The following is a 25,717-nucleotide window of genomic DNA, read 5'->3' as shown; positions in this document are numbered from 1 at the left end:
CGTCCGGGTCGGCTGAGTCCGGGTCGGCCGGGTCCGGGTCAGCCGCGCCGGCGCGTGCGGCGCAGGTGGAGCAGGGCGCCCGCGCCCAGGGCGAGCAGGGCGCCGCCGAGGACCAGGGGACCGCGGACCGACGCGCCGGTGTCGGCGAGCCGGCCGCCGCCGCCCGGTGCGGGCGGCACCACGACCGGCGTGGTCGTGGTCGTGGTGGTGCTCGACGTCGGGGCGGTCGTGGTCGTCGGGGCGGTCGTGGTCGTCGCACCGCCGGTGGTGGTCGTGGTGGACGTCGGCGTCGTCGTGGTGGTGGTGCCGCCGGACGTCGTGGTCGACGTGGTCGTGGTCGTCGTCGGCCTGGTCGTGGTGGTCGTGGTCGTGGTCGGCGACGTGGTGGTGGTGCTCGTCGTGGTCGACGTCGGGTCCGTCGTGGTGGTGGTCGTCGTCGGGTCGGTGGTCGTCGTGGTCGGGTCGGTGGTGGTCGTCGTCGGCTCGGTCGTGGTGGTCGGTTCCGTGGTGGTGGTCGTGGGATCGGTCGTGGTCGTCGTCGTGGTGGTCGTGGTGGTGCTGGTCGGCGTGTTCGGCCGGACGGTGAACTCGTGCAGCAGCGTGTCCTGGCCGGGGTTGAGCGTGCACGGCGAGGTGAATGTGCCCAGGCCCGTCTCGGTGCCGTCGGCCCGGCGCGGGGTCAGGGTCGTCTCGAAGTCGCCGATGGTGATCGTGGTCCGGCCCGCGTTGGGGAAGCTCACCGGCGGGGTGCCGCCGGTCGCGACGGTGTCGAACGCGCCCGACGGCGGCACCGGGGTCTTGGCCACGGCCAGGTCCGGCACGAGGTCCAGCACGAAACCCGCGTTGTCGATCCTCGTCCGCGCCTTCGCCGTGCCCTCCACGGTCGCCGCGCCCACCAGCGCCAGGCCCTGCGTGGCCAGGTCCGGCACGGTGGCGGTCGCGGTGACCCGCGTCGCCGGTTGCTCCTCGCCCACCACCGCGTCGTCGGGCAGGTCCTCCACCACGATCCGGACGCTCATGTCCTGGGCGCCGATCAGCGGGAACGGGCAGTTGTAGACCAGCGTCAGCTCCGCCGCGGCGGCGGTGCCGACGCCCGCGCCGAGCAGGGCCGAGCCGCCGACCACGACCGCGCTGAGACCCGCCGCGGCCACCCGGTGTCGCACTCTCATGTCAGGTTCTCTCCTGGGAACGACCCGGGCGGGCCGGCGCACGCGCGCCGACCCGCCTGGGTGGGGGTGGGTGTCACTTCCTGGCGATGGCCAGGTCGAGCGTGTTGCCGGGGCCGGGGATGCTGAGGTTGACGACCGGCGTCACCAGGCCGCAGCCCTCGAACCTCGCGATCGCGTAGCCGCCGGTGAGGCCGCCGCCGTTGAGCGGGTCGAAGCCGGGCTTCGAGACGAGGTCGATGGTGCTCGGCGTCACCGTGGCGCACCGGTCGGTCGGCTTCACGACCTGGATGCCCAGCACCCGGACGTCGGTCAGCCTGATGCCGGCGGTGGTCCGCGCGGTCACCGCGCCGGCGGTGATGGTGCCGGTGGTCCTGCCCTGCGGCACCAGCCGGACGGTCGCGGTGGTGGGCACGAAGCCGAACAGGGCGAAGTCGCCCCGCGCGTCCGGCAGCGCGAGGTCACCGGAGAACGTGCCGCCGAGCAGGTCGACCTCGGTGGCCAGGGTGCCCGGTCCGAGCGGCAGGTCCGAGCCGAGCTTCTTGATCGTCGACGTGCCGTTGACGTCGTAGGTGATCTCCAGCGGCTCGTTCGGCGCGGACGTGGTCGTGGTGGTCGTCGGCGCGGTGGTCGTGGTCGTCGTGGTGGTGGTCGTCGGGCCAGTGGCGGGCGCGACGGTGAACTCGTGCAGCAGCGTGTCCTGGCCCGGCTTGAGCGTGCAGTCCGAGGTGAAGGTGCCCAGGCCGGTCTCGGTGCCGTCGGCCTTGCGCGGGGTCAGGGTGGTGCTGAAGTCGCCGACCGAGATGGTGGTGGCGCCCGCGTTCGCGAACGTCACCGGCGGGGTGCCGCCGGTCGCGACGGTGTCGAACGCCCCGGAGGCGGGCACGGCCGTCTTGGCCACCACCAGGTCCGGCACGACCTCCAGCACGGCGCCCGCGTTGTCGATCGTGGTCCGCGCCCGCGCGGTGCCCTCCACGGTGGCCGCGCCGACCAGGGCCAGGCCCTGCGTCGCGGTCGGCGGCACGGTGGCGGTCGCGGTCACCCGCGTCGCGGGCGTCTCCACGCCCACCACCGCCGAGTCCGGCAGGTCCGCCACGTCGATCCGCACGCTCATGTCCTGCGTGCCGATCAGCGGGAACGGGCAGCTGTACACCAGGGTCAGGCTCGCCTCGGCGGCCTGACCGGCCCCGGCGCCCGCGAACGCCACCGACCCGACCACCGCCGCCGCGACCGCGAGTCCGCCGAACGCCGTCCGACCAGTCCGTTTCAGCATGTGCGTCTCCTCGTCGAGAGCAGTGCGAAAACACGAATGCCATGGCTACTGGTCAGTAAAGTAGCTTTGGCCACCAGTGGCTGCAAGCATTGTTCGCATTTTTTCCGGCACGCTGTCGAAGGGCTACAAAATCACTTCCGAGCTTTATCACGCGCATGACAAATCATCCTCGACGGCTTGTGCCCGAAGAGGGGTGAAAGTACTTTCGGGGAATGGCCGGAGGTGGTGGGTGAGAAGCGCGCTGGTGGTCCTGGCGGCGGTCGCGGTCCTGCTGGGCGCGCTGCCGGCGCCCGGCTGGGTGGTGCGCCGCCCCGCCGAGCGGCCCGACCCGGCGCGCGCGGCGGGCATCACGATCACCTACCGCGTGGACGCGGTGAGCCGGATCGCCAAGCTCGGGTCGGACCTCGCCATCGGCCCCGGCACCCTGGTCGCCGAGATCGACCTGATCGAGGGCACGATCACCGGCGACCTGCGGCTGCCGCCCGCGCACGGCTACTTCGTCGTCTTCGGCTTCGTGCCGACCACCGCGCGCACCGACCTGGTCCCGGTCGGCCGGGTCACCGGTCGCATCCGGGAGGGCGAGATCACCGCGCACGCCGACCTGACGATCGGGCTCGGCGAGGTCGCGGTGAACTCGCAACCGCTCGACGTCGGGCAGGCGTGCCTGACCACCGCGCCCGCGTCGGTCGACCTCACCGGCCCGTTCGACCTCGCCGTGATCAGGATGAAGGCCGCCTACGCGATCCCGCCCTTCGGGGGCTGCCGGGGCGGGGAGGACCTCGACCCGCTGATGACCGGCCTGGTCTCGGGCCCGGACAACCTCCTCGACCTCACGCTGACCGCGCAGCTGTGAGCAGCCGCAACGCCCGCAGCGCGATGCCCATGTCGAACAGCGCGTCCGGGTCGTGCAGCTTCTCCCCGAACAGCTCCTCCAGCTGCCGCAACCGGTAGCGCACGGTCTGCGGGTGCACGGCGAGGCCCGCCGCGACCTCGGGCGCGCTGCCCCGGGTCTCCACCCACGCGGTCATCGTCTCCCGCATCCGCTGCTGCTGCTTGGGCGTCAGCCCCTCCAGCGGCGCCAGCGCCCGCTTCACCAGCTCGTGCACCAGGTCCTCGTCGCCGAGCAGCAGCAGCGTGGACAGGTGCTCGGTGGTGTCCACCATGGGTCTGTCCGGGATGACACCTGACTGGATGAGCGTGATCGTGCGGCGGGCCCAGCGCAGCGACTGCCGGGCCGACGCCAGCGGCACGACCGGGCCCACCGCCGCGCGCCACCCGCCCAGCTTGTGCTCCAGCGCGACGAGCTGCCGCTCCGGGTCGGTGAGCAGCAGGCACGGCTCGCCGCCCTCCAGGTCCATCAGGATGTCCTCGTGCAGCACCGGGATCGGCAGCTGGTGCTGGTCGGTGCGCCGTTCCAGCGCCACCACCAGCACCCGGTCCGGCACCGGCCAGTGCGCGGCCTCGGCGAGGTCGGCCAGCGCGTTCGGGTGGTAGCCGGGCTCGCCGAGGATCAGCTCCAGCAACCGCTTGCGCCGCCGCTGCACCGCGCCCGCGTGCCGGGCCTGCGCCTCGGCGTAGCCCTCCATCGAGCGCAGCGACAGCTCGTCGATGTAGGCGAAGATCGCCTCGGCGATCAGGCACATGGTCGCCAGCGGCACGCGTTCGGTCTGGCCGAACTCCGAGATGCGCCGCCACGCCACCCGCGCGCCGATCCGGTAGGCGGTCTGGAGCAGGTCGAGGCTGCGGCCCGCGCTCACCTCCAGCTTGCCGAGGAGGCGGAACAGCTTGGCGCGGTCCTCCCGCTCCGCGGTCGGGTCGACCATCCGGTCGATGAACTGGTGGATCGCCTGCTCCACCCCCTCCACCACCACCTGGCCGAACATGCCCTCCAGCTTCTGGGAGTACTCGGCGATCTGGTGCTGGATCTCCCGGACCATGTCGACGGCGACGTCGCCGGCCCGCGCGCGGAACTTCGGCGCGAGTTCGGCGGGCAACTGCTCCCAGAGGTCCGAATTGCCGATGAGGGGTAATTCGGCGGCCGTGAGTTCACCGGTCCTGTTCATGCTGTTCGCCCACCACCAAACGATCGGGTGTGATACCGAACACTGTATTTTTGATCATGAAAACCTGTCAACCGGCGCGGTGACCGGGCACCGGAGCGGCGCAACGCGGCACCGGGGCGCTGCTCCAACCGGCCCACGTGACCACCCCCGATTCGTCCGCGGTGGGGACATTGGTAGCCGCAACGCCGGCCGGGACGCCAGGGCCCGGTCATCTTTTTGTATCCAGGTGAGTGTTCCCGGAAGTGTTTTTGTCATGCGAATGACAAGCATTTAGACTGCTTGTGCACCACGGCGACGATGAGTAACGTACTCGCCGGTAACAGGTAACTGTGAAGCATTCACAACCTTTTCCGGAGAATACTCGTGACATTGCGACGGCGCTTGTCGGGGCTGCTCTTCGCGGTACTCCTGCTCGCGTTGTGCGGGTTGTCGGTCGCCGCCTACCAGAAGGTCTTCACGCCCCGCGTCACCGTCCTGCTGCGCACCGACCACGTGGGCAACCAGCTCCAGGCCGAGTCGGACGTGAAGCTGCTCGGCGTGCTCGTGGGCGAGGTGCGCGCCATCCGGTCGAGCGGCGACGGCGCCGAGCTGGAACTGGCCCTGCGCCCCGACCAGGTGGACCTCATCCCGGCGAACGTGTCGGCCCGGCTGCTGCCGAAGACGCTGTTCGGCGAGCGGTTCGTCAGCCTGGAGCCCCCCGACGACCCGCGCGGCTCGCTCGCCGAGGGCGACGTGATCGAGCAGGACCGCACGTCCGGCGCGATCGAACTGGAACGGGTGCTCGCCGACCTGATGCCCACGCTCCAGGCCGTGCGGCCGGACAAGCTGGCCTCCGCGCTCACCTCGGTGGCGCAGGCGCTGGACGGGCGCGGCGAGACCCTCGGCCGGACGATCGTCCAGCTCGACGCGTACCTGCGCGAGTTCAACCCCCGGCTGCCCGCCCTCAAGGAGGGCATCACGAAGTTCGCCGACGTCGCCGACCTCTACGCCGACGCCGGCCCCGACCTCGTGCGGGCGCTCGCGGACGCCACCGCGGTCAGCCGCACCCTCGCCGAGCAGCGCGCCGACCTCGACGCCGTCTACACCAGCCTCACCACCGCGTCGGCCGACCTGACCGGGTTCCTGCGCGCCAACGGCGAGGTCGTCGTCGGGCTCGCCGACCGGTCCCGGCCCACCCTGGAGCTGCTCGCCGGCTACTCGCCCGAGTTCCCGTGCGTGCTGGACGCCGTCAACGCGCTGCGCCCCCGCGTGGACGAGGCGCTCGGCAAGGGCACCGACCAGCCCGGGATGCACGCCGAGGTCACCGTGGTGCCGCCGGGCGAGGGCTACCGGCCCGGCCGCGACGACCCCGTCCAGCGCCGGGGCGGCGCGCCGCACTGCCCGGCGGGGCCCGTCGAGGCCGTCGCGCCCGACCGGGTGCCCGACTGGGCGGGCCTGCTCATGGGGGCCCGATGAGGGGCGTCGCCGCGCCGCTGACCAAGTTCCTGGTGTTCGTCGTCGTCACGGTCGCCGCCACCGGGTTCCTCGCGGCCACCGTCGCGGGCAGCCGGATCGGCTCCACCACCGACTACACCGCCCGCTTCACCGACGTCACCGCCCTGGCCGAGGGCGACGACGTGCGCATGTCCGGGGTGAAGGTCGGCCAGGTCGAGTCCCTCACCCTGGTCGACGACGAACTGGTCGACGTCGGCTTCTCGGTCGTCGAGGGCCGCAGCCTGTCCGCCGGCGTCACCGCCACCATCAAGTACCGCAACCTGGTCGGCCAGCGGTACGTCGCCCTCGAACAACCCGCCGGTCGGGTGGGGGAGGCGCTGCCCCGCGGCGGGCTCATCCCGGTGGAGCGCACCGTGCCCGCCCTCGACCTGACCACCCTGTTCAACGGTTTCAAGCCGCTGTTCCAGGCGCTCGACCCGGAGGACGTCAACAAGCTGTCCCACGAGATCGTCCAGGTCCTCCAGGGCGAGGGCGGCACGGTCGAGAGCCTCCTCGCGCACACCGCGTCGCTCACCACCGCCCTCGCCGCCGAGGACGACGTGATCGGGCGCGTCGTCGACAACCTCAACGCGGTGCTGGAGACGGTGAACTCGCGCGACGACCGGTTCGGCTCGCTGCTGACGTCGCTGCGGCAGCTCGTGTCCGGGTTCGCCGCCGACCGCGAGCCCATCGGCAACGCCGTCGCCGGCCTGGCCGCCCTGAGCGACAGCACCGCGTCCCTGCTGGAGCAGGGCCGCCAACCGCTCAAGGACGACATCGCCGCGCTCGGCCTGCTCGCCGGCACCCTCGGCACCGCGCCGGAGCTGGAACCGTTCGTGCGCAACCTGCCGGTCAAGTTCGACGCGATCGGCCGCACCGCCTCCTACGGCTCGTGGCTGAACTTCTACCTCTGCTACGCCTCGTCCGAGGCGGAGCCCGCGCCCGGCGGGGGACCGGTCGGACTCCCCATCACCGAACCGAGGTGCCGCCGATGACGCGCAGACCGGTGCTGCTGGGGGCCGTCGGGCTCCTGGTCCTCGCCGTCACCGCCGCGCTCACCTTCTTCCTGGAGGACCTGCCGTTCGTCGGCGGCGGCACGAGGCACACCGCCGACTTCGCCGAGGCGGCCGGCCTGCGCGTGGACGACGAGGTCCGCGTCGCGGGCCTCAAGGTGGGCACCGTGACCGACGTCGGGCTGCACGAGGGGGTGGTGCGGGTCGCGTTCCGGGTGTCCGGCGTCCACCTGGGTGACCGCAGCCGCGCCGGGATCCGCATCAAGACGCTGCTCGGGCAGAAGTACCTGGCGGTCGACCCCGAGGGCCGCGACCCGCTCACCGGCACCATCCCGCTGGAGCGCACCACCTCGCCCTACGACGTCGTGGAGGCGTTCAACGGGCTGTCGACCACGCTGACCGCGATCGACACCGACCAGTTGGCGCGGAGCTTCCAGGCGCTCAGCGACGCGTTCCGCGAGTCGCCGCAGCACGTGCGGCAGGCGCTCGACGGCCTGTCCGCGCTGTCGAAGACCGTCTCCAGCCGCGACGAGCAGCTCGCGTCGCTGGTCGCGGGCGCGAACAAGGTCACCGGGGCGCTCGCCGACCGCAACACCGACTTCGCCGCGCTCATCACCGACGGCAACCTGCTGCTGGAGGAGGTCGGGCGCCGCCGCGACGCCATCGCGGAGCTGCTCGACGGCACGCGCGAGATGTCCCGGCAGCTCTCCGGCCTCGTCGAGGACAACGCCGAGCAGCTGCGGCCCGCCCTGGAGCAGCTCGAACGCGTCACCGACGTGCTGCGGGACAACCAGGAGTCGCTCGAACGGGGCCTCGCGCTGGCCGGGCCCTACTACCGCGTGCTCACCAACGCGCTCGGCAACGGCGAGTGGGTCGACACCTACGTGTGCGGGCTGGTCGCGCAGCCCGGTGGCGGGCGCGACTGCCCACCGGGAGGCCGCTGATGTTCGTCCGGACCAGGAACCACCGGCGGCTCGTCATCGGGCTCGCCCAGGCACTCGTGCTGGTGCTGGTGGCGGTGGTCGCCGCGTGGTGGGTCTTCCTCCGCCCCGCGCCCACCCGCGTGACGGCCTACTTCACCGCCGCGGTCGGCGTCTACGAGGGCTCCGACGTGCGGGTGCTCGGCGTGCCCGTCGGCCGGGTCGTCGGCGTGCTGCCCGACGGCGGCTCCGTCCGGGTGGAGCTGGAGCTGGACCACGGCGTCGACGTGCCGGCCGACGCCCGCGCCGCCGTCGTCGCGCCCAGCGTCGTCGCCGACCGGTACGTGCAGCTCGCGCCCGCCTACACCGGGGGCGACCGGATGGCGCCGGGCGCCGTCATCACCAGCGCGCGCACCGCGGGCACGGTCGAGCTGGACGAGCTGTACGGCAGCCTCGACAGCCTGCTCACCGCGCTCGGCCCGGACGGGGCCAACCGCGGGGGCGCGCTGTCGGACCTGCTGCGCACCGGCGCCGACGCGCTGGACGGCAACGGCGGCGCGCTCGGCGCGACGATCCGGCAGCTCGCCGACGCGGCCACGACGCTCGCCGGGTCGCGCGAGGACCTGTTCGGCACGGTCGACAACCTCCAGTCGTTCACCGGGGTGCTCGCCGCGAACGACGAGCAGGTGGGCAGGCTCGCCGACCAGCTCGCCGACGTGACCGGGTTCTTCGCCGCCGAGCGCGACGACCTCGGCACGGCGCTGGGCGAACTGGCGGGCGCGCTGGAACGGGTGCGCGCGTTCGTGCGGGACAACCGCGACCGGGTGAAGACCTCCGTGGAGGACCTGGCCGTGCTCACCGGTTCCCTGGTGCGGCAGCAGCAGTCGCTCTCGGAGGTGCTCGACGTGGCACCCGTCGCGCTGCACAACGTGGTCGCCGCCTACGACCCGGCGACCGGCACGCTGAACGCCCGCGCCAACCTCAACGAGTTCGTCGCCGACCTGCTCAGCGTGCCCGGGGGTCCCCGGTGACCGCGGCGGGTCCGGCGGCCGGTGCGGGTCCGGTGGCGGGGGCGGGTCCGGTCACCGGTGCGGGTCCGGTGCGGCGGGTCCTCGCGGTGGCCTCCGTCGTCCTGCTCACCGGCTGCTCGACCCTGCCGAGCGCCTACGACCTGCCGCTGCCCGGCGGCGCGGACCTCGGCGACCGGCCGTACCGGGTGGTGGTCGAGTTCGACGACGTGCTGGACCTCGTGCCGCACGCCGGCGTGAAGGTCGACGACGTCGCGGTCGGCGAGGTCGAGGACATCGGGCTGTCCGAGGACGGCTCCACGGCCCTCGTGCGGGTGGTCGTGCGCGGCGACGTGCTGCTGCCGTCCAACGTCCTGGCCCGGCTGCGCCAGTCCAGCCTGCTGGGCGAGAAGTACGTGGAACTCGCGCCGCCGTCCGAGCGCTCGTCGACGCCGCTCGTGGACGGCGCGGTCGTCCCGGTCACCCGGACCGACCGCAACCCCGAGGTGGAGGAGGTGTTCGGCGCGTTGTCCATGCTGCTCAACGGTGGTGGCATCGCGCAGGTGCAGGACATCTCGCGGGAGCTGAGCGCGGCGCTGTCCGGCAACGAGGCCGCGGTGAGGTCGTTGCTGTCCACTGTGGACACCTTCGTCGGGTCGCTGGACGAGCACAAGGGCGAGATCACCCGCGCCCTCGAGGGGATGGACCGGCTCGCGTCGTCCCTGGAGTCGCGCAAGGCCGACATCGGCGTGGTCCTGGACGACCTGGAACCCGGCCTGGAGGTGCTGCACGAGCAGCGCGGGCAGCTCGTCGGCCTGCTGGACTCGCTGGGGCAGCTGTCCACCGTCGCCACCGACGTGGTCGAGCGCGGGCGCGAGGACCTGGTGGCCGACCTCCGCGCGCTGGAGCCGACGCTGCGGAAGCTGGCCGAGTCCGGTCAGGACCTGCCGCAGTCGCTGGAGCTCCTGCTCACGTTCCCGTTCACCGACGCCGTGCTCGACGGCATCAAGGGCGACTACCTCAACACCTACCTCACCCTGAAGCCGGGAGGCCGTTGATGATCACCCGGCGGGTGCGCGCGCAGGTCGCGCTGTTCACCGTCATCGCGCTGCTCGGCGTCAGCTACGTCGGCGCGGAGTACGCCGGGCTGACCGTCGTGGACGACGGGTACGAGGTGCGGCTCGAACTGCCCCGGACCGGCGGCCTGTTCACCGGCGGCGAGGTGACCTACCGGGGCGTGCCCGTCGGCCGGGTGGGGCCGGTCCGCCTGGTGGACCGCCGGGTGGAGGTCGGGCTGCGCATCGCGGCCGGCGCGCCGCCGATCCCGGCCGACCTGGAGGCCGTGGTGGCCAACCGGTCGGCGGTCGGCGAGCAGTACGTCGACCTGCGCCCGCGCGGCGCGGGCGGACCGTACCTGGTGGACGGCTCCGTCATCCCCGAGGCGCGGGCGAGGCTGCCGCTGCCCGTGGAGCAGGTGCTGACCAACCTCGACGAGCTGGCGCGGTCCGTGCCGGTCGACTCGCTGCGCACCGTCGTGGACGAGCTGGACCAGGCGTTGCGCGGCACCGGGCCCGACCTGCAGGCGCTGCTCGACGCCACCGGTCGGTTCGTCGCCGAGGCGGGGGAGCACCTGCCGCAGACCGTGGAGCTGCTGGACGACTCGGTGACCGTGCTCCAGACCCAGCTGGACCACTCGGCGGCGATCGACTCGTTCGCCGACAGCGCCCTGCTGGTGGCCGAGCGGCTGCGCGCGTCGGACGGCGACCTGAGGCGCCTGATCGCCGCCGCCCCGGGGGCCGCCGGCGAGGTCAGCGCCCTGCTGCGCGACTCGGGGCCGAACCTGGGCGTGCTGCTGTCCAACCTGCTGACGACGGCGGACGTCCTGGTCACCCGGCAGGGGCAGCTGGAGCAGGTGCTGGTGACCGTGCCCGACGCGGTGTCGGTGGGCGCGTCGGCGGTGCGCGGCGGTCAGGCGTCGTTCGGCCTGGCGCTGACGTTCTTCGACCCCCCGCCGTGCCACGCGGGCTACGAGGGCACGCGGAAGAAGCCGGGCCTGGACACCACCCCGGGCACCTTCAACACCGACGCCGCCTGCACCCTGCCCCGCGGCTCCGCCACGGGCGTCCGAGGAGCCCAGAACGCCCCCCGCTGACCGAGAGTCCAACGCTCAGACCCCGAGAGTCCAACGCCGAGGCCTCGAGAGTCCAACGCTCAGACCTCGAGAGTCCAACGCTCGGGACCCCTGAGTTCTCCGTTCAGGTCGGCCTGCCGGAGGGCCCGAACGCAGAACTCAGGGGTCCTGGAGGTTGGACTCTCGGGACCTGGGGGTTGGACTCTCGGGGTTAGAGGGGGCTCACGTAGAGCCAGGTGCCGTCTTCGCGCACGAAGCGGCTGTTCTCGTGCAGCACGTCCCGCGTGCCGCGCAGGCGGTAGTGGGCGCGGAACTCCACGGTGCCCGTCGTCTGGAACAGGGTGCCGCCGGTGCGGGCCAGGACCTCCAGGCGGCTCCAGCGCTGGTCCGGGTCCAGGTCCAGGGAGTCGGGACGGGTGGTGGGGTGCCAGGTGGCGAGCAGGTAGTCCTCGTCGCGCACGGCGAACGCGCTGTAGCGCGACCGCATGAGGGTCTCCGCCGTCGGCGGCTTCTTGCGCCCCTCGTGGTACGGGCCGCAGCAGTGCTCGTACGGGTCACCCAGCCCGCACGGGCAGGCGGTGGTCATTCGGGACGGTCGCAGGCGGTGCGACCGGACCGGGAGAAGCGGACCCACGCCAGGGCGCTCTCGGCCTCGCGGTCGCCGGCGGCGGCCTCGGCGGAGAGCGCCGCGTGCACCTGGTAGCGCAGCCCGGCGGGCACGTCGGGGTCGAGGAGCAGGGTCGCGCGGATGTCCGGACGCGGGTCGTCGGCCAGCGCGGCGAGGGTTTCTGCGGACATCGGTTCGGTCACGCCCCCAGGGTATAAGGAGGAGCGACCCGCCTCCCGACGACTGCCGGGTCGGGGAGGCGGGTCGCTCCGGTGCGGGCTGGTCACGGCATCAGGTGCACGCCGCACCGTTCACGGTGGGAGAACCGAACGGCGGGGTGCTTCCGCTGAAGCTCGCGTTGTACCCGACGGTCGCGGTACCGCCGGTGGCGAGCCTGCCGTTCCAGGACGCGTTGACGACGCGGACGGTGTCGCCCGTGTCGGTCCACGTCCCGTTCCAGCCCTGGGAAACGGTCACACCGGGTGCGGAGAACGCCAGGGTCCAGGACTCCACTGCGGGACCCCTGTTCTCGATGACGATCTCGCCGCTGTAACCGCCGGACCACTGGCTGATCACGCGATGGCTCACCCGGCACCCGGTCCCCGCGGGTGGCGTGGTGGTCGTCGTCGTGGTCGACGTGGTGGTCGAAGTGGTCGAAGTGGTGCTGGTCGTGCTGGTGGTGCTGGAGGTGGTGGTGCTGGTCGGGCCCGCGGCCACCGCCATGTCGTACGCGCGCTGCGGCACGAACTGGCCCGCGCCCGCGATGCAGCCGTCCGCCTCGCCGGGCAGCTTCACCCAGAGGAACGCGTCGATCTGCGCGTCGCCGGTGTCGGTGGTGCTGGGCGTGCCGATCGCGCGCCCGGCCGGGTCGCACCACTCGCTGCCCAGCGGGCCGTTGCCGTTGCGGCTGGTGTCGATGACGGCCTTGAGCCTGCTGTCGCCCAACGCGTTGAGGGTCGCCTTGGCGAACGCGATCTCGTCCCGGCTGTACCGGTAGTTCGACACGTTCGTGGCGATCCCGTCGGCGCTGCTGGAGATCTCCGCGCCGCGCAGCCGGTTGGCGGCCTCGCCCGGCGTGAGCCACGCGGAGTGGCCGATGTCGAAGTACACCTTCGCCCGCGAGGAGCCGGACTTGAGCTTCTTGCCCGCGTAGGCCATCGACGCCTTCGTCTCGGCCTGCTGGCCCGCGTCCTGGCAGCTCGTCATGATCGGGAGCACGTCCGGCTCCAGGATGATCGACGCCGGGCGCCCCGCGAGACCGGCCGCGACCTCGTCCACCCACGCCCGGTACGCCGAGTGCGACGGCGCGCCGCCGCCGCTGGCCCCGCCGCAGTCGCGGTTCGGGATGTTGTAGACGACCATGATCGGGATCTTCCCGGCCGCCGCGGCGGCGCCGACGAACGAGTCGACCTGCGCGCGGACCTGCGAGGTGTTGGTCGTGGTGTACCACCGGGCCTGGGGCACGTTCGCGATCCGGTCGCGGATCACCGCGGCCCGCGAGTCGCCCTGGTTCTGCGCGACCCACCGCGCCGCGGAGGTGTCGGGCACGACGTAGAACGCGGAGTCCGCGGCTCGGGCGACGGTCGCGCCGCCGCCGAGGGCGAGCGCCGCGGCGCTCGCGACCAGTGCGCCGGACAACGCGCCCGCGGCGGCCGTCCTGCCCCTGGGGCGGGCCCGGCGGCCGGTGGTGTGGGCTTGTGGTGAGTGCATCAGCAGGTCCTCGCAGCGTCGGTGCAACGGGGGTCTGAGCGGGAGTCCGAACGACCTGGGAGCGCTCCCAGGTGGCAGGACTGTAGCCACTCGGAAACCGTGCGGAAAAGAGGGCGTCACCGGCAGGTCCCCGAAAACCCAGTTACTGTGCGTGTTCGAAGCCGCTGTTCGGGCTCGTCTCGTTCGGTGTGCTAGGCGCAAAAATGCGGTCTCGAACACGTTCGGTGTCCGATCTATCGGGTTATTGGTCTGATCGAGTGAGCGGTGCGCGTTCTCGACCGACTGTGAAGTTGATGTCGAAATCCCGTCGAATTACGCCGGTGGGCCGATCGCGCGCAGGGCCGTTCGGCCCGGCCACACCGGTAAAAAGGGACGTTCTCGGCCTCGCGCCGTTGCCGGACGGCTGAATCGGTGCACCTCGGGCACGTGTGCGCGTGGACGCGACGCCGTGCGGGAGATCGGCGGTGGTCCGGGACCCGCGCGACGACCGGCTCGCACGACCAGGTGACTCTCCGGCGCGATCCCCCGCTTGCGGCATCCGGCCCAGCGTCGGCGAACGTTCGGCCCACCAATCGGGACCGGCTCGGCCGAATTTGTCAAGGGTTTGTGGCCGACCCCTCTTTTCACGGTGTTTCGATGCCGTTACAGTCCCGCACTGGGAGCGCTCCCAGAAACCTCCACCGCCCTGCCCCTCGGAGGAAACGCATGCGACGACGCATGTCCGGAGTGCTGACGAGCACGCTCGCCGTGCTGGTCAGCGCCGCGACGCTGACAACCGCCCAGGTCCCGGCGCACGCGAACGCCGAGGCCGCCCCGGCGTTCAACTACGGCGAAGCCCTCCAGAAGTCGATCTGGTTCTACGACGCCCAGCGGTCCGGCGACCTGCCGGCGGACAACCGGGTGAACTGGCGCGGCGACTCGGCGCTGCGCGACGGCTCCGACGTCGGCCTCGACCTGTCCGGCGGCTTCTACGACGCGGGCGACCACGTCAAGTTCGGCCTGCCGTTCGCGGCGAGCATGACCGTGCTCGCGTGGGGTGCGGTGGAGAACCGCGCCGCCTACGAGAACTCCGGTCAGCTGCGGCACCTCCTGTCGAACCTCAAGTGGGGCACCGACTGGATCATCAAGGCGCACCCGAGCCCGAACGTGGTCTACGGGCAGGTCGGCGCGGGCGACGACGACCACAAGTGGTGGGGCGCCGCCGAGGTCATGCAGATGGCCCGCCCGTCGTACAAGGTCGACGCGTCCTGCCCCGGCTCGGACCTCGCGGGCGAGTACGCCGCCGCGATGGCCGCGTCGTCCATGGTCTTCCGGCAGTCCGACCCGACCTACGCCGACACCCTCCTGGCGCACGCGAAGCAGCTCTACTCCTTCGCCGACACCTACCGGGGCAAGTACAGCTCCTGCATCACGGACGCGGCGAAGTTCTACAACTCCCACAGCGGCTACCAGGACGAGCTGGTGTGGGGCGCGGTCTGGCTGCACCGCGCCACCGGTGACGCGGCCTACCTCGCCAAGGCGAAGGCCGAGTACCCGAAGCTGTCCACCGAACCGCAGAGCACGACCCGGTCCTACCGGTGGACGATCGCCTGGGACGACAAGTCCTACGGCGCCTACGCGCTGATGGCGAAGCTGACCGGCGAGCAGCAGTACGTGGACGACACGAACCGCTGGCTGGACTACTGGACCACCGGGTACAACGGCAACCGGGTCCGCTACTCGCCCGGCGGGCAGGCCGTGCTCGACACGTGGGGCTCGCTGCGCTACGCGGCCAACACCGCGTTCGTCGCGCTGACGCACGCCGACTGGCTGCGCGCCACCGACCCGGTCCGGGCCACCACCTACCACGACTTCGGCGTGCGGCAGGTGAACTACGCGCTCGGCGACAACCCGCGCAACTCCAGCTTCGTCGTCGGCTTCGGCGCGAACCCGCCGCGCAACCCGCACCACCGCACCGCGCACGGCGCGTGGGCCGACACCATGCGGGAACCGGTCGCGAGCAGGCACGTCCTGTACGGCGCGCTGGTCGGCGGCCCGAGCACGAACAACGACGCCTACACCGACGACCGCACCGACTTCATCGCCAACGAGGTCGCGCTCGACTACAACGCGGGCTTCACCGGCGCTCTCGCCCGGCTGTACGGCGAGTACGGCGGCACGCCGCTCGCGGGCTTCCCCGTCGCCGAGGCCCCGGACGGCCCCGAGCTGACGGTGGAGGCGTCGGTCAACCAGAGCGCGGCCGGTTTCACCGAGGTCAAGTCGTTCGTCCTGAACAGGTCGGCGTGGCCCGCCCGGACGTTCACCGGCTCGCTGCGCTACTACTTCACCCTCGACGGCACGACGACGCCCGACCAGGTCACCGTCACCACGAACTACAACCAGTGCGGCACGCCGGGCGCGCCCCGGCAGCACAGCGGCCGGGTGTACTACGTGGACGTGCCGTGCCCCGGGGTGTACCCGGGCGGGCAGTCCGCGCACCGGCACGAGGTGCAGTTCCGCATCACCAGCACCGGCTCGTGGGACCCGACCGACGACTGGTCCTACGAGGGCCTGGGCTCCGGCAACACCGTCGCGCGCACCGAGCGCCTCACCCTGGTGCAGGACGGCGCGGTCGTGTGGGGCCGGGAACCCGGCCCGGCGGTCGAGGACCGCGAGACGCCCTCGGTCCCCGGTGGACTGTCGGTTTCCGACGTCACCAGCAGCGGCGCGACGCTGCGCTGGTCGGCGTCCACGGACAACGTCGGGGTGGTCGGCTACGACGTGCTCCGGGCGGACGGCACGGTCGCAGGTGCCCCGGCCACCCCGGCGTTCCAGCTCACCGGGCTCAGCCCGGACACCGCCCACGCGTTCACCGTCCGGGCCCGGGACGGCGCGGGCAACACCTCGGCGGCGAGCACCGCGGTGACCTTCCGGACGCGGGCCGGCGGCACCGGCCCGACCGGTCCGGTGGTCGCGCAGCAGCGCGGCGGCGGTGGCGCGAGCGTCAACCAGATCGGCGTCGCCCTGGCCGCGGTCAACCGGGGTGCCGCCGCGGTCGACCGGTCGACGGTGTCCCTGCGGTACTGGTTCACCGGCGACAGCGCCTCGGCCGGCCACCAGGTGTTCTGCGACTGGGCGGTGGTCGGCTGCGCGAACGTGCGCGCCACCGTCGTGAAGCTGCCCACCGCACGGCCGGGCGCCGACTCCTACCTCCAGGTCACCTTCACCGCGGGTTCCCTCGCGCCGGGCGCGAGCACCGGCGACGTCCAGCTGCGGGTGGCCAAGTCCGACTGGTCGGCGTTCGACCAGACCAACGACCACAGCTACCGCGCCACCACCGCGCTGGCCGACTTCGACCGGGTGACCGCCTACACCGGCACCACCCTCGCCTGGGGCGTCGAACCCTAGGCCCCGAGACCCGGCACGGGGCGTTCTGCGCGCCCAGGCGTCCCGTGCCGAACCCAGCTCCCGCCCCACACCGCCGCCCTTTGGAAGCTCGCGGGTCAATGGCTGACCCGTGCAGGAGGAGGACGCATGAGGTACCGCACCAGAGCGGGACGGTTGCGCACCGGACCGCTCGCGCTGATAGCCGCGGCAGCGACCGCCGCGGGGGTAATGCCGTTCGTCGCCCCCGTGGCGAACGCGGCCGTGACGTGCACGGTCAACTACCAGGTCACGAACCAGTGGCAGGGCGGCTTCGGCGCCAGCGTGGCCATCCGCAACCAGGGTGACGCGGTCAACAACTGGCGCCTCACGTGGACCTTCCCGAACGGGCAGCGCGTCCAGCAGGGCTGGAGCGGCACGTTCAGCCAGAGCGGTTCGGTGGTCACCGTGGCCGCCCCGACCTGGTCGCCCAACCTCGCGTCCGGCGCGCAGACCACGGTCGGCTTCAACGGCACGTGGACCGGCAGCAACACCCCGCCGACCGACTTCGCGCTCAACGGCACGCCCTGCACGGGTCCCAACACCGCGCCGAGCGTCTCGCTGACCTCGCCGACGGCGGGTCAGGCGTTCCAGACCGGCGCGGCGATCCCGCTGGCCGCGACCGCCGCCGACACCGACGGCACCGTCGCCAAGGTGGACTTCCTCGCCGACGGCGCGGTCGTCGCGACCGACACCTCGGCGCCGTTCACCGGCTCGTGGACCGGCGCGACCGCCGGTGAGCACGCCATCACGGCGCGCGCCACCGACGACAAGGGCGGCGTCGGCAACTCGACCGCCGTGGGCATCCGGGTCCTCGCGGGCCAGGCCGTCCAGGTGAGCCCGAACTCGCTGAGCGTGCGGCAGGGCACCACCGGCACCTTCGGCGTCTCGCTGGCGACCGCGCCGACGGCGAACGTGACCGTCGCGGTCTCCCGCTCGGCGGGCAGCACCGACCTCATGGCCGGTCCCGCGTCGCTGACCTTCACCCCGTCGAACTGGGCGACCAAGCAGAACGTCACGGTCACCTCGGCGAACAACGGCGGCGACCTGGGCACGGCCACGTTCACGGTCAGCTCCACGGGCGTCACGCCGGCCACGGTCGAGGTCAAGGAGATCGACGGTTCCGCGTCGGACTTCGAGCAGGCGTTCCTCGACCAGTACGCGAAGCTGCACGACCCGGCCAGCGGCTACTTCCGGACGTTCTCCGACGGCCTGAAGGTCCCGTACCACTCGATCGAGACCCTGATGGTCGAGGCCCCGGACCACGGTCACCAGACCACGTCCGAGGCGTTCAGCTACTACCTGTGGCTGGAGGCGAGCTATGGCAAGATCACCGGTGACTGGAGCTCGTTCAAGAAGTCCTGGGCCGCGATGGAGAAGTACATCATCCCGGCCACGGCGGACCAGCCGACGAACAACAAGTACGACCCGTCGAAGCCGGCGACGTACGCCCCCGAGCACCCGCGGATGGACCAGTACCCGTCGGTGCTGGACTCCAACGTGCCGATCGGTCGCGACCCGATCGCGGCCGAGCTGAAGTCGGCCTACGGGACCGACGACGTCTACGGCATGCACTGGCTGCTCGACGTCGACAACACCTACGGCTTCGGCCGGTGCGGCGACGAGTCCGACGCCCTGCCCGCGTACATCAACACCTACCAGCGCGGTTCCTCGGAGTCGGTGTGGGAGACCATCCCGCAGCCGTCCTGCGACACGTTCGCGCACGGTGGCCCCAACGGCTTCCTCGACCTGTTCACCAAGGACGCCAGCTACGCCAAGCAGTGGAAGTACACCAACGCCCCGGACGCCGACGCGCGTGCGGTGCAGGTGGCGCTGCTGGCCCAGGAGTGGGCGACCGAGCAGGGCAAGGCCAGCGAGGTCGCGCCCGAGGTGGCCAAGGCCGCCAAGATGGGCGACTACCTGCGGTACGCCATGTTCGACAAGTACTTCAAGAAGATCGGCAACTGCGCCAGCACCTCCTGCCCGGCGGGTACCGGCAAGGACAGCGCGCACTACCTGATGTCCTGGTACTACGCGTGGGGCGGCGCGACCGACACGTCCGCGGGCTGGGCGTGGCGCATCGGTGACGGCGCGTCGCACCAGGGCTACCAGAACCCGCTGGCCGCGTACGCGCTGGCGAACGAGCCGGCCCTGAAGCCGAAGTCGGCGACCGGCCAGCAGGACTGGGCCACGTCGATGACCCGGCAGCTGGAGCTGCTCCAGTGGCTCCAGTCCGCCGACGGCGCCATCGCCGGTGGTGTCACGAACAGCTGGGAGGGCCAGTACGCCGCCCCGCCGGCGGGCACGCCGACGTTCTACGGCATGTACTACGACGCCCACCCGGTGTGGCGCGACCCGCCGTCGAACCGCTGGTTCGGCTTCCAGGCGTGGCAGATGGAGCGCACCGCGGCCCTGTACGAGAAGACGGGCAACCCGGCGGCCAAGAAGATCCTCGACAAGTGGGTCCCCTGGGCCATCGCGAACACCACCGTCGGCACGGGCGGCGCCTTCCAGATCCCCTCCGACATGGAGTGGACCGGCGCGCCGGACACCTGGAACGCCACCAACCCGGGCGCCAACGCGAACCTGCGCGTGCGCGTGCTCAACCACAGCCAGGACGTCGGCATCGCCGCGTCCTACGCCAAGACGCTCCTCAACTACGCGGCCGAGTCGGGCAACGCCCAGGCGAAGACCGTCGGTGAGGGCCTCCTGACGGCGCTGCTGGCGCACGAGGACGACAAGGGCATCGCGGTGCCGGAGACGCGGGCGGACTACAACCGCTTCGACGACACCTACAACACGTCGACGCGCGAAGGCCCGTACGTCCCGACGGGCTGGTCGGGCACCATGCCCAACGGTGACCAGATCCGCCCGGGCGTCTCGTTCGTCGACATGCGCTCGATGTTCAAGCAGGACCCGGACTGGCCGAAGGTCCAGGCATACCTGGACGGCGGCCCCGCACCGACCTTCACCTACCACCGGTTCTGGGCGCAAGCTGAGATCGCCACGGCGTTCCAGCTGCACGTGGAGCTGTTCGGCTAGGACAAACCGAAGGTCGTCGTCGCCCCCCTCACAACGTGGTGAGGGGGGTGTTCGGCGTGGTCACGACAACGCGTCTCATTTGTCGAACGCATTCGACTCGAATCCAGCGAATCGAAACATTCGCGAAACTTCGGTGTTGACGCGGCTTGGAGACCTGTGCCACATTTTTGGCACCCCCGCCGCTGAGCCGAACGGGGTGATCTCCGATCGCGAATCGAATCGTTTCGATTCACATACCTGGACATTCGACGAATTCGACGAGCGCGAGAGGTGTGCCGTGGACCCGCTGCCGTTCCGCGACCCGGGGCTCCCGGTGGAGGCCAGGGTCGCCGACCTCCTGGGCAGGCTGACCGCCGAGGAGAAGGTGGCGATGCTCCACCAGCGCCAACCCGCCGTGCCCCGTTTGGGCCTCGCCGAGTTCCGCACCGGCCTGGAGGCGCTGCACGGCGTCGCCTGGCTGGGCCGGGCCACGGTGTTCCCGCAGGCGGTCGGCCTGGGCGCGACGTGGGACACCGACCTGGTGCGCCGGGTCGGCGAGGCGACCGGCGTCGAGGCGCGCGGGTTCCACCACCGTGACCCCGTCGCGCACGGCCTCAACGCGTGGGCGCCGGTGGTCAACCCGCTGCGCGACCCGCGCTGGGGCCGCAACGAGGAGGGCTACTCCGAGGACCCGGTGCTCACCGCCGAGATGGGCACGGCCTACGCGTGGGGCCTGCGCGGCGACCACCCGCGCTACCTGCGCACCGCGCCCACGCTCAAGCACTTCCTGGGCTACAACAACGAGGACGACCGCTGCACGACGTCGTCGGACCTGCGGCCGCGCGTGCTGCACGAGTACGAGCTGCCGTGCTTCCTCGGCCCGGTCCGGTCGGGCGCGGCGGTGGCCGTGATGCTGGCCTACAACCTGGTCAACGGCCGCCCCGCGCACCTGACCCCGTTGCTGGACCGCGAGCTGCGGCCGTGCGCGCCGGACGGGCTGGTCGCGGTCAGCGACGCCTACGCGCCGTCCAACGTGGCCGGGGTGCAGGCGTACCTGCCCGGCCACCCCGAGGCGCACGCCGCGATGCTGCACGCGGGCCTGGACAGCTTCACCGACCAGGACGCCGACCCGACGCTGACGGTGGAGAGCGTCACCACCGCGCTCAAGGACGGCCTGCTGGAGCAGGTGGTCGTCGACCGCGCGGTGGGCCGGGTGCTGGCGCTGCGCTTCCGGCTGGGCGAGTTCGACCCGCCCGCCGACGGGAACACCGCCGACGACCCCGCCCGCGGGAACCCCTACGCGTCCATCACCGCCGACGTCATCGGCACGCACGGGGAGCTGGCGCTGGAGGCGGCGCGGCGGGCGGTCGTGCTGCTGCGCAACGACTCCCTCCTGCCGCTGCGGTCCGGGGTGGACCTCGCGGTCATCGGCACGCACGCCGACACCGTGTTCGAGGACTGGTACAGCGGCACGCTGCCGTACCGGGTGACCGTCCGCCGCGGACTGGAGCAGTTCGCGACCGTCGCGCACCACGAGGGGGTCGACCGGATCGCGCTGCGCGCGGCGGACGGCCGCTACCTCGGCGTGCGCGGCGGCGTCGTGGGCCTCGGCGACCGGGCGCTGTTCGACCGGTTCGACTGGGGCGACGGGGTGTGGGCGCTGCGGGACGTGGCGTCGCGCCGCTACCTCGGGGTGACGGCGGGCGGGACGGTGGTCGCGGAGGCCGAGACGCCCGGCGGGTGGGACGTGCGCGAGCTGTTCGAGCCCCGGTTCACCGGCGACGAGGTCGTGCTGCGCAACAAGGTCCAGGGCACCGACACCGGCCCGTTCACCGTCGAGCTGGTCGTGGACGGCACCGCCGCGGCGGCCGAGGTCGCGGCACGGGCGGAGGTCGCCGTCCTCGTGCTCGGCAACGACCCGCACGTCAACGGCCGCGAGACCCAGGACCGCACCACGCTGCGCCTGCCGAACCTCGACCTGGTCAGGGCCGTCCGCGAGGCCAACCCGAACACCGTGCTCGTGCTGGTCAGCAGCTACCCGTACGCCCTGGACGGCGAGGAGGAGCGGCTGCGGGCGATCCTGTGGACCGCCCACGGCGGCCAGGAACAGGGCCGCGCGGTGGCCGAGGCGCTGTTCGGCGCGTTCTCGCCGTCCGGCCGGCTGCCGCAGACCTGGTACCGCTCCGACGACGACCTGCCCGACATCCTCGACTACGACGTCATCCGCGCGGGCAGCACGTACCTGTACTTCACCGGCGAGCCGCTGTTCCCGTTCGGGCACGGCCTGGGCTACACCACGTTCGACTACTCGGACCTGACCCACGAGGGCGGCACGGCCCGGGTGACGGTCACCAACACCGGTCTCGTCCCCGGCGCGGAGGTCGTGCAGCTGTACTCGTCGGCCCCCGGGTCGCGGGTGCGGCAGCCGGTGCGCAGGCTCCAGTCGTTCCGGCGCGTGCACCTCGAACCGGGGGAGGGCGTAACCGTCGAGCTGCCCGTGGAGCACCTGTGGCACTGGGACGTCACCACCGGCCGCCGCGTCGTGGAGACCGGGCGGTACGAGCTGGCGGTCGGCTCCTCGTCGCGGGAGATCAGGGCACGCCTCGACGTCGACGTCGAGGGCGAGGTGATCGCGCCGCGCACCGGTGTGCTGCGCGCGGTCGACTTCGACGACTGCGACGGCGTGCGGCTGGTGGACGACGAGGTGGAGTTCACCCGCGAGGGCGGCTGGATCGCGTTCCACGACGTGGTGGACGGCGAGCGGTCCGCGCCGCCGGGTACGCGGGTCTCGCGGCGCGACGGCGCGTCGCTGGTGCTCACCGCCGCGGCGGCGGGCGTGCGGGTGAGGGAGGTGCGTTGACGTGGTCACCATCGCCGATGTCGCGCGGCACGCAGGGGTCGCCCCCAGCACCGTGTCGTACGTGCTGACGGGGCGCCGCTCGATCTCCTCGGCCACGAAGGCCAGGGTCGAGGCGAGCGTGCGGGCACTGGGCTACCACCCGCACGCGGGGGCCCGGTCGCTGGCCAGCAACCGGGCGAACGTGCTCGCGCTGGTGCTGCCGATGCGCGAGGGCATGCACATGCCGGTGCTGATGCAGTTCGTCGTGGCGGTCGCCAACGCGGCCCGGCGGCACGACCACGACGTGCTGCTGGTGACCGCCGACCAGGGCGCGGCCGGGCTGCGCCGGGTGGCGGGCAGCGCCCAGGTCGACGGCCTGCTCGTGATGGACGTGGAGATGCACGACGAGCGCGTACCGGTGCTGCGGGAACTGGACCGGCCCTCGGTGCTCATCGGCTTCCCCGCCGACGCGGCCGGCCTGACCTGCGTGGACCTGGACTTCGCCGAGGCGGGCGCGCGGTGCGTCGACCACCTGGCCGACCTCGGGCACACCTACGTGGCGCTGGTCGGCGCGCCCCGCGCGGTCTACCAGCGCGACACCGGGTTCGCGCACCGCACCATGGCCGGGTTCAGCGCCGCCGCCATGCGCCGCGGCGTCGCCTCCACCACCCTGCCCACCGAGACCGACCACGAGTCGGTGCGGGTGGCCATCACCGGCCTGCTGGACCGGCACCCCGCCGTCACCGGCCTGGTCGTGCACAACGAGGCCGCGCTGCCCTCGGTGGTGGAGGTGCTGCGCTCGCTGGGCCGCAAGGTGCCCGACGACATCGCGGTCATCGCGATCTGCCCCGACGACCAGGCCGAGCGGCTGATGCCGCCGCTGACCTCGGTGGCGGTGCCCGCCGAGCAGCTGGGCCACCACGCGGTGGCGCTGCTGATGGCCAAGCTCGACCGCACCCCGACACCACCGCTCACGCTGCTGCCGCCGCGGCTGACCGAGCGGGCCAGCACCACGCGCTGACCGCGGTCCCGGGGGCCGCGCCACCGCGCGGTCCCCGGGGTCCGCTCCCGACCACGTCGAAGCGCTTCGAACTCAACAGGAGGAACACCGGATGGGCTTGCGCGAGATCAGCGGCGGGTTCGACTGGCGCGACGGCCACCAGGTGGTGCGGGTCGAGGCGTGGGGCCCCGACGCCGTCCGGGTGCGGGTGGGCCTGACGGGCGTGCGCGACGACGTGCCCGGCGCGCTGGGCGAGCGGCCCGACGCCGAGGTCGACGTGAAGGTGGGCGAGGAGAGCGCCGTCCTGGTCAACGGCCGGCTGCGCGTCGAGCTGGGCGAGGGGTTGCTGCGGTTCGTCCGCGAGGACACCCAGACCGAGCTGCTGGCCGAGGAGCGCATCCACTTCTGGTGGCCCGGTTCGCGGCTGTTCACCTCGACCGGCAACGGCTACCACCGCATCTCGCAGAACTTCCGCGCCTACGACGGCGAGCGCCTCTTCGGCCTCGGCCAGCACCAGCACGGCCTGCTCGACCAGAAGGGCGCGGTCGTCGAGCTGGTGCAGCGCAACGCCGAGGTGACCATCCCGTTCCTGGTGTCCAGCCAGGGCTACGGGCTGCTGTGGAACACGCCGGCCGTGGGCCGGGTCGAGCTGGGCCGCACGGGCACCCGCTGGGTGTCCGACAGCGCGCGGCAGATCGACTACTGGCTCACCGCGGGCGACCCGGCCGACGTGCTGCGCAACTACGCCGACGCCACCGGCCACGCACCCGACTTCCCGGAGTGGGCGGCCGGGTTCTGGCAGAGCAAGCTGCGCTACCGCTCCCAGGAGGAGCTGCTGGCCGTCGCCCGCGAGTACCGCGACCGCGGCCTGCCGCTGTCCGTGATCGTCGTGGACTTCTTCCACTGGACGCACCTGGGCGAGTGGCGCTTCGACCCCGCCGAGTGGCCCGACCCGGCCGCCGCGATCCGCGAGCTGGACGGGATGGGCGTCAAGCTCATGGTCTCCGTGTGGCCCTCGGTCAGCCCGCTGTCCGAGAACTACCCGGTGATGCTGGAGCGGGGCCTGTTCATCGCCACCGAGCAGGGACCGCCGGTGCACGCCGACTGGCCCGACAAGGGCGTGGTGGGCGAGGTGGGCGTGTCGTTCTACGACGCGTCCAACCCGGAGGCCCGCGCGTTCGTCTGGGACCGGGTCAAGCGCAACTACTACGACCTCGGCGCGCGCGTGTGGTGGCTCGACGCGTGCGAGCCCGAGCTGAAGCCCGGCACGCCGGAGAACCTGCTCACCCACGACGGCCCCGGTCCCGAAGTGCTCAACGCCTACCCGGTGAACAACGCCCGCGCGTTCTACGAGGGCATGCGGGCCGAGGGCGAGACCGAGATCATCACGCTCAACCGCTCGGCCTGGGCGGGCAGCCAGCGCTGGGGCGCCGCCCTGTGGTCCGGCGACATCCCGGCCACGTTCGAGTCGCTGGCCGCGCAGGTCCGCGCGGGTCTCAACGTGGCGCTGTCCGGCATCCCGTGGTGGACCACCGACATCGGCGGCTTCCACGGCGGCGACCAGGACTCGCCCGAGTACCGCGAGCTGATCGTCCGCTGGTTCCAGTACGGGGCGCTGTGCCCGCTGTTCCGGCTGCACGGCTTCCGCGACCCCGACGTGCCGCTGCACCCCACCATGACCGGCGGCCCCAACGAGGTGTGGTCCTACGGCGACGAGGCGTACGAGCACATCACCGCCGCGATGCGGCTGCGCGAGCGCTTGCGGCCCTACGTGCTGGAGCAGATGCGCGTCGCCACCGGGACCGGCCTGCCGCCCATGCGGCCGCTGTTCGTCGACTTCCCCCACGACGAGGCGGCCTGGGCGGTGGACGACCAGTTCCTGTTCGGCCCCGACCTGCTCGTCGCCCCGGTGTGCCGGCACGGCGAGCGGTCCCGCGAGGTGCGCCTGCCGGCGGGCGCGCGGTGGACCGACCACGCGACCGGCGAGGTCCACGAGGGCGGGCGGACCGTCCTGGCCGACGCGCCGCTGCACCGCATCCCACTCTTCGTGCGCGACGGCGCACAACCCTTCTGACCCGACGCAAAGGGGCGT

18 protein-coding genes are annotated in these 25,717 nt (G+C 72.4%); 12 read left to right on the top strand and 6 right to left on the bottom strand.

Annotation, left to right across the window (positions count from 1 at the left end; genetic code table 11):
- Positions 1–38: 38 nt before the first annotated feature.
- On the bottom strand, positions 39–1,169 hold the full coding sequence (locus ACR807_RS22880) for a DUF6801 domain-containing protein (RefSeq protein ID WP_438923429.1): 1,131 nt from the start codon (positions 1,167–1,169) through the stop codon (positions 39–41).
- A 73-nt stretch (positions 1,170–1,242) separates the two neighbouring features.
- Positions 1,243–2,439 (bottom strand): DUF6801 domain-containing protein, encoded by a 1,197-nt coding sequence (locus ACR807_RS22875; RefSeq protein ID WP_438923428.1) that lies wholly within the window; start codon positions 2,437–2,439, stop codon positions 1,243–1,245.
- A 229-nt stretch (positions 2,440–2,668) separates the two neighbouring features.
- Here ACR807_RS22875 and ACR807_RS22870 point away from each other — a divergent pair, with 229 nt between their 5' ends.
- On the top strand, positions 2,669–3,292 hold the full coding sequence (locus tag ACR807_RS22870) for a hypothetical protein (RefSeq protein WP_438923427.1): 624 nt from the start codon (positions 2,669–2,671) through the stop codon (positions 3,290–3,292).
- Here ACR807_RS22870 and ACR807_RS22865 read toward each other — a convergent pair.
- Positions 3,270–4,502, bottom strand: a complete 1,233-nt coding sequence (locus tag ACR807_RS22865) for a PucR family transcriptional regulator (protein WP_438923426.1) — start codon at positions 4,500–4,502, stop codon at positions 3,270–3,272. The genes ACR807_RS22870 and ACR807_RS22865 overlap by 23 nt on opposite strands.
- 363 nt (positions 4,503–4,865) lie before the next feature.
- On the opposite strand from ACR807_RS22865, the gene ACR807_RS22860 reads away from it, so the two are divergent.
- The 6 genes from ACR807_RS22860 (at position 4,866) to ACR807_RS22835 (ending at position 11,067) form a co-directional block, all read left to right on the top strand.
- Positions 4,866–5,957 (top strand): MCE family protein, encoded by a 1,092-nt coding sequence (locus tag ACR807_RS22860; RefSeq protein ID WP_438923425.1) that lies wholly within the window; start codon positions 4,866–4,868, stop codon positions 5,955–5,957.
- Positions 5,954–6,970 (top strand): MCE family protein, encoded by a 1,017-nt coding sequence (locus ACR807_RS22855; protein WP_438923424.1) that lies wholly within the window; start codon positions 5,954–5,956, stop codon positions 6,968–6,970. The genes ACR807_RS22860 and ACR807_RS22855 overlap by 4 nt, the downstream gene beginning before the upstream one ends.
- Positions 6,967–7,932 carry an MCE family protein gene (locus ACR807_RS22850; protein ID WP_438923423.1) on the top strand — a complete coding sequence of 322 codons (966 nt, stop codon included), beginning with the start codon at positions 6,967–6,969 and terminating at the stop codon, positions 7,930–7,932. Before ACR807_RS22855 ends, ACR807_RS22850 begins: the two co-directional genes overlap by 4 nt.
- Positions 7,932–8,939: an MCE family protein gene (locus ACR807_RS22845; protein ID WP_438923422.1), complete on the top strand. Its 1,008-nt coding sequence runs from the start codon at positions 7,932–7,934 to the stop codon at positions 8,937–8,939. The genes ACR807_RS22850 and ACR807_RS22845 overlap by 1 nt, the downstream gene beginning before the upstream one ends.
- A gap of 68 nt (positions 8,940–9,007) precedes the next feature.
- Positions 9,008–9,973 carry an MCE family protein gene (locus tag ACR807_RS22840; protein WP_438923421.1) on the top strand — a complete coding sequence of 322 codons (966 nt, stop codon included), beginning with the start codon at positions 9,008–9,010 and terminating at the stop codon, positions 9,971–9,973.
- Positions 9,973–11,067 (top strand): MCE family protein, encoded by a 1,095-nt coding sequence (locus tag ACR807_RS22835; protein ID WP_438923420.1) that lies wholly within the window; start codon positions 9,973–9,975, stop codon positions 11,065–11,067. Before ACR807_RS22840 ends, ACR807_RS22835 begins: the two co-directional genes overlap by 1 nt.
- 190 nt (positions 11,068–11,257) lie before the next feature.
- Here the strand turns inward: ACR807_RS22835 and ACR807_RS22830 are convergent, their stop codons facing one another.
- From ACR807_RS22830 to ACR807_RS22820, 3 genes are all read right to left on the bottom strand, one after another.
- Positions 11,258–11,632 (bottom strand): YchJ family protein, encoded by a 375-nt coding sequence (locus tag ACR807_RS22830; RefSeq protein ID WP_438923419.1) that lies wholly within the window; start codon positions 11,630–11,632, stop codon positions 11,258–11,260.
- On the bottom strand, positions 11,629–11,856 hold the full coding sequence (locus ACR807_RS22825) for a hypothetical protein (protein WP_438923418.1): 228 nt from the start codon (positions 11,854–11,856) through the stop codon (positions 11,629–11,631). The genes ACR807_RS22830 and ACR807_RS22825 overlap by 4 nt, the downstream gene beginning before the upstream one ends.
- Positions 11,857–11,944: 88 nt before the next feature.
- Positions 11,945–13,363: a glycoside hydrolase family 6 protein gene (locus ACR807_RS22820; RefSeq protein WP_438923417.1), complete on the bottom strand. Its 1,419-nt coding sequence runs from the start codon at positions 13,361–13,363 to the stop codon at positions 11,945–11,947.
- 717 nt (positions 13,364–14,080) lie between these two features.
- On the opposite strand from ACR807_RS22820, the gene ACR807_RS22815 reads away from it, so the two are divergent.
- The 5 genes from ACR807_RS22815 (at position 14,081) to ACR807_RS22795 (ending at position 25,699) form a co-directional block, all read left to right on the top strand.
- Positions 14,081–16,750 (top strand): glycoside hydrolase family 9 protein, encoded by a 2,670-nt coding sequence (locus tag ACR807_RS22815; protein WP_438923416.1) that lies wholly within the window; start codon positions 14,081–14,083, stop codon positions 16,748–16,750.
- A 126-nt stretch (positions 16,751–16,876) separates the two neighbouring features.
- Positions 16,877–19,807: a glycoside hydrolase family 48 protein gene (locus ACR807_RS22810; protein ID WP_438923415.1), complete on the top strand. Its 2,931-nt coding sequence runs from the start codon at positions 16,877–16,879 to the stop codon at positions 19,805–19,807.
- A gap of 277 nt (positions 19,808–20,084) precedes the next feature.
- The gene (locus ACR807_RS22805; RefSeq protein WP_438923414.1) at positions 20,085–22,646 is read left to right on the top strand and encodes a beta-glucosidase family protein; all 2,562 of its coding nucleotides are present in this window, start codon (positions 20,085–20,087) and stop codon (positions 22,644–22,646) included.
- A 1-nt stretch (position 22,647) separates the two neighbouring features.
- Complete coding sequence (locus ACR807_RS22800) at positions 22,648–23,646, top strand: LacI family DNA-binding transcriptional regulator (RefSeq protein WP_438923413.1); 999 nt, start codon at positions 22,648–22,650, stop codon at positions 23,644–23,646.
- Between the two features lie 91 nt (positions 23,647–23,737).
- Positions 23,738–25,699, top strand: coding sequence for a glycoside hydrolase family 31 protein (locus tag ACR807_RS22795; protein WP_438923412.1), 1,962 nt, complete (start codon positions 23,738–23,740; stop codon positions 25,697–25,699).
- Positions 25,700–25,717 lie beyond the last annotated feature (18 nt).

It is taken from the genome of Saccharothrix sabaoui, assembly GCF_051756985.1.
Taxonomy (GTDB): Bacteria; Actinomycetota; Actinomycetes; order Mycobacteriales; family Pseudonocardiaceae; genus Actinosynnema.
The sequence above is the reverse complement of the archived record's forward strand: the minus strand, read 5'-3'. Positions and strand labels throughout refer to the sequence as shown.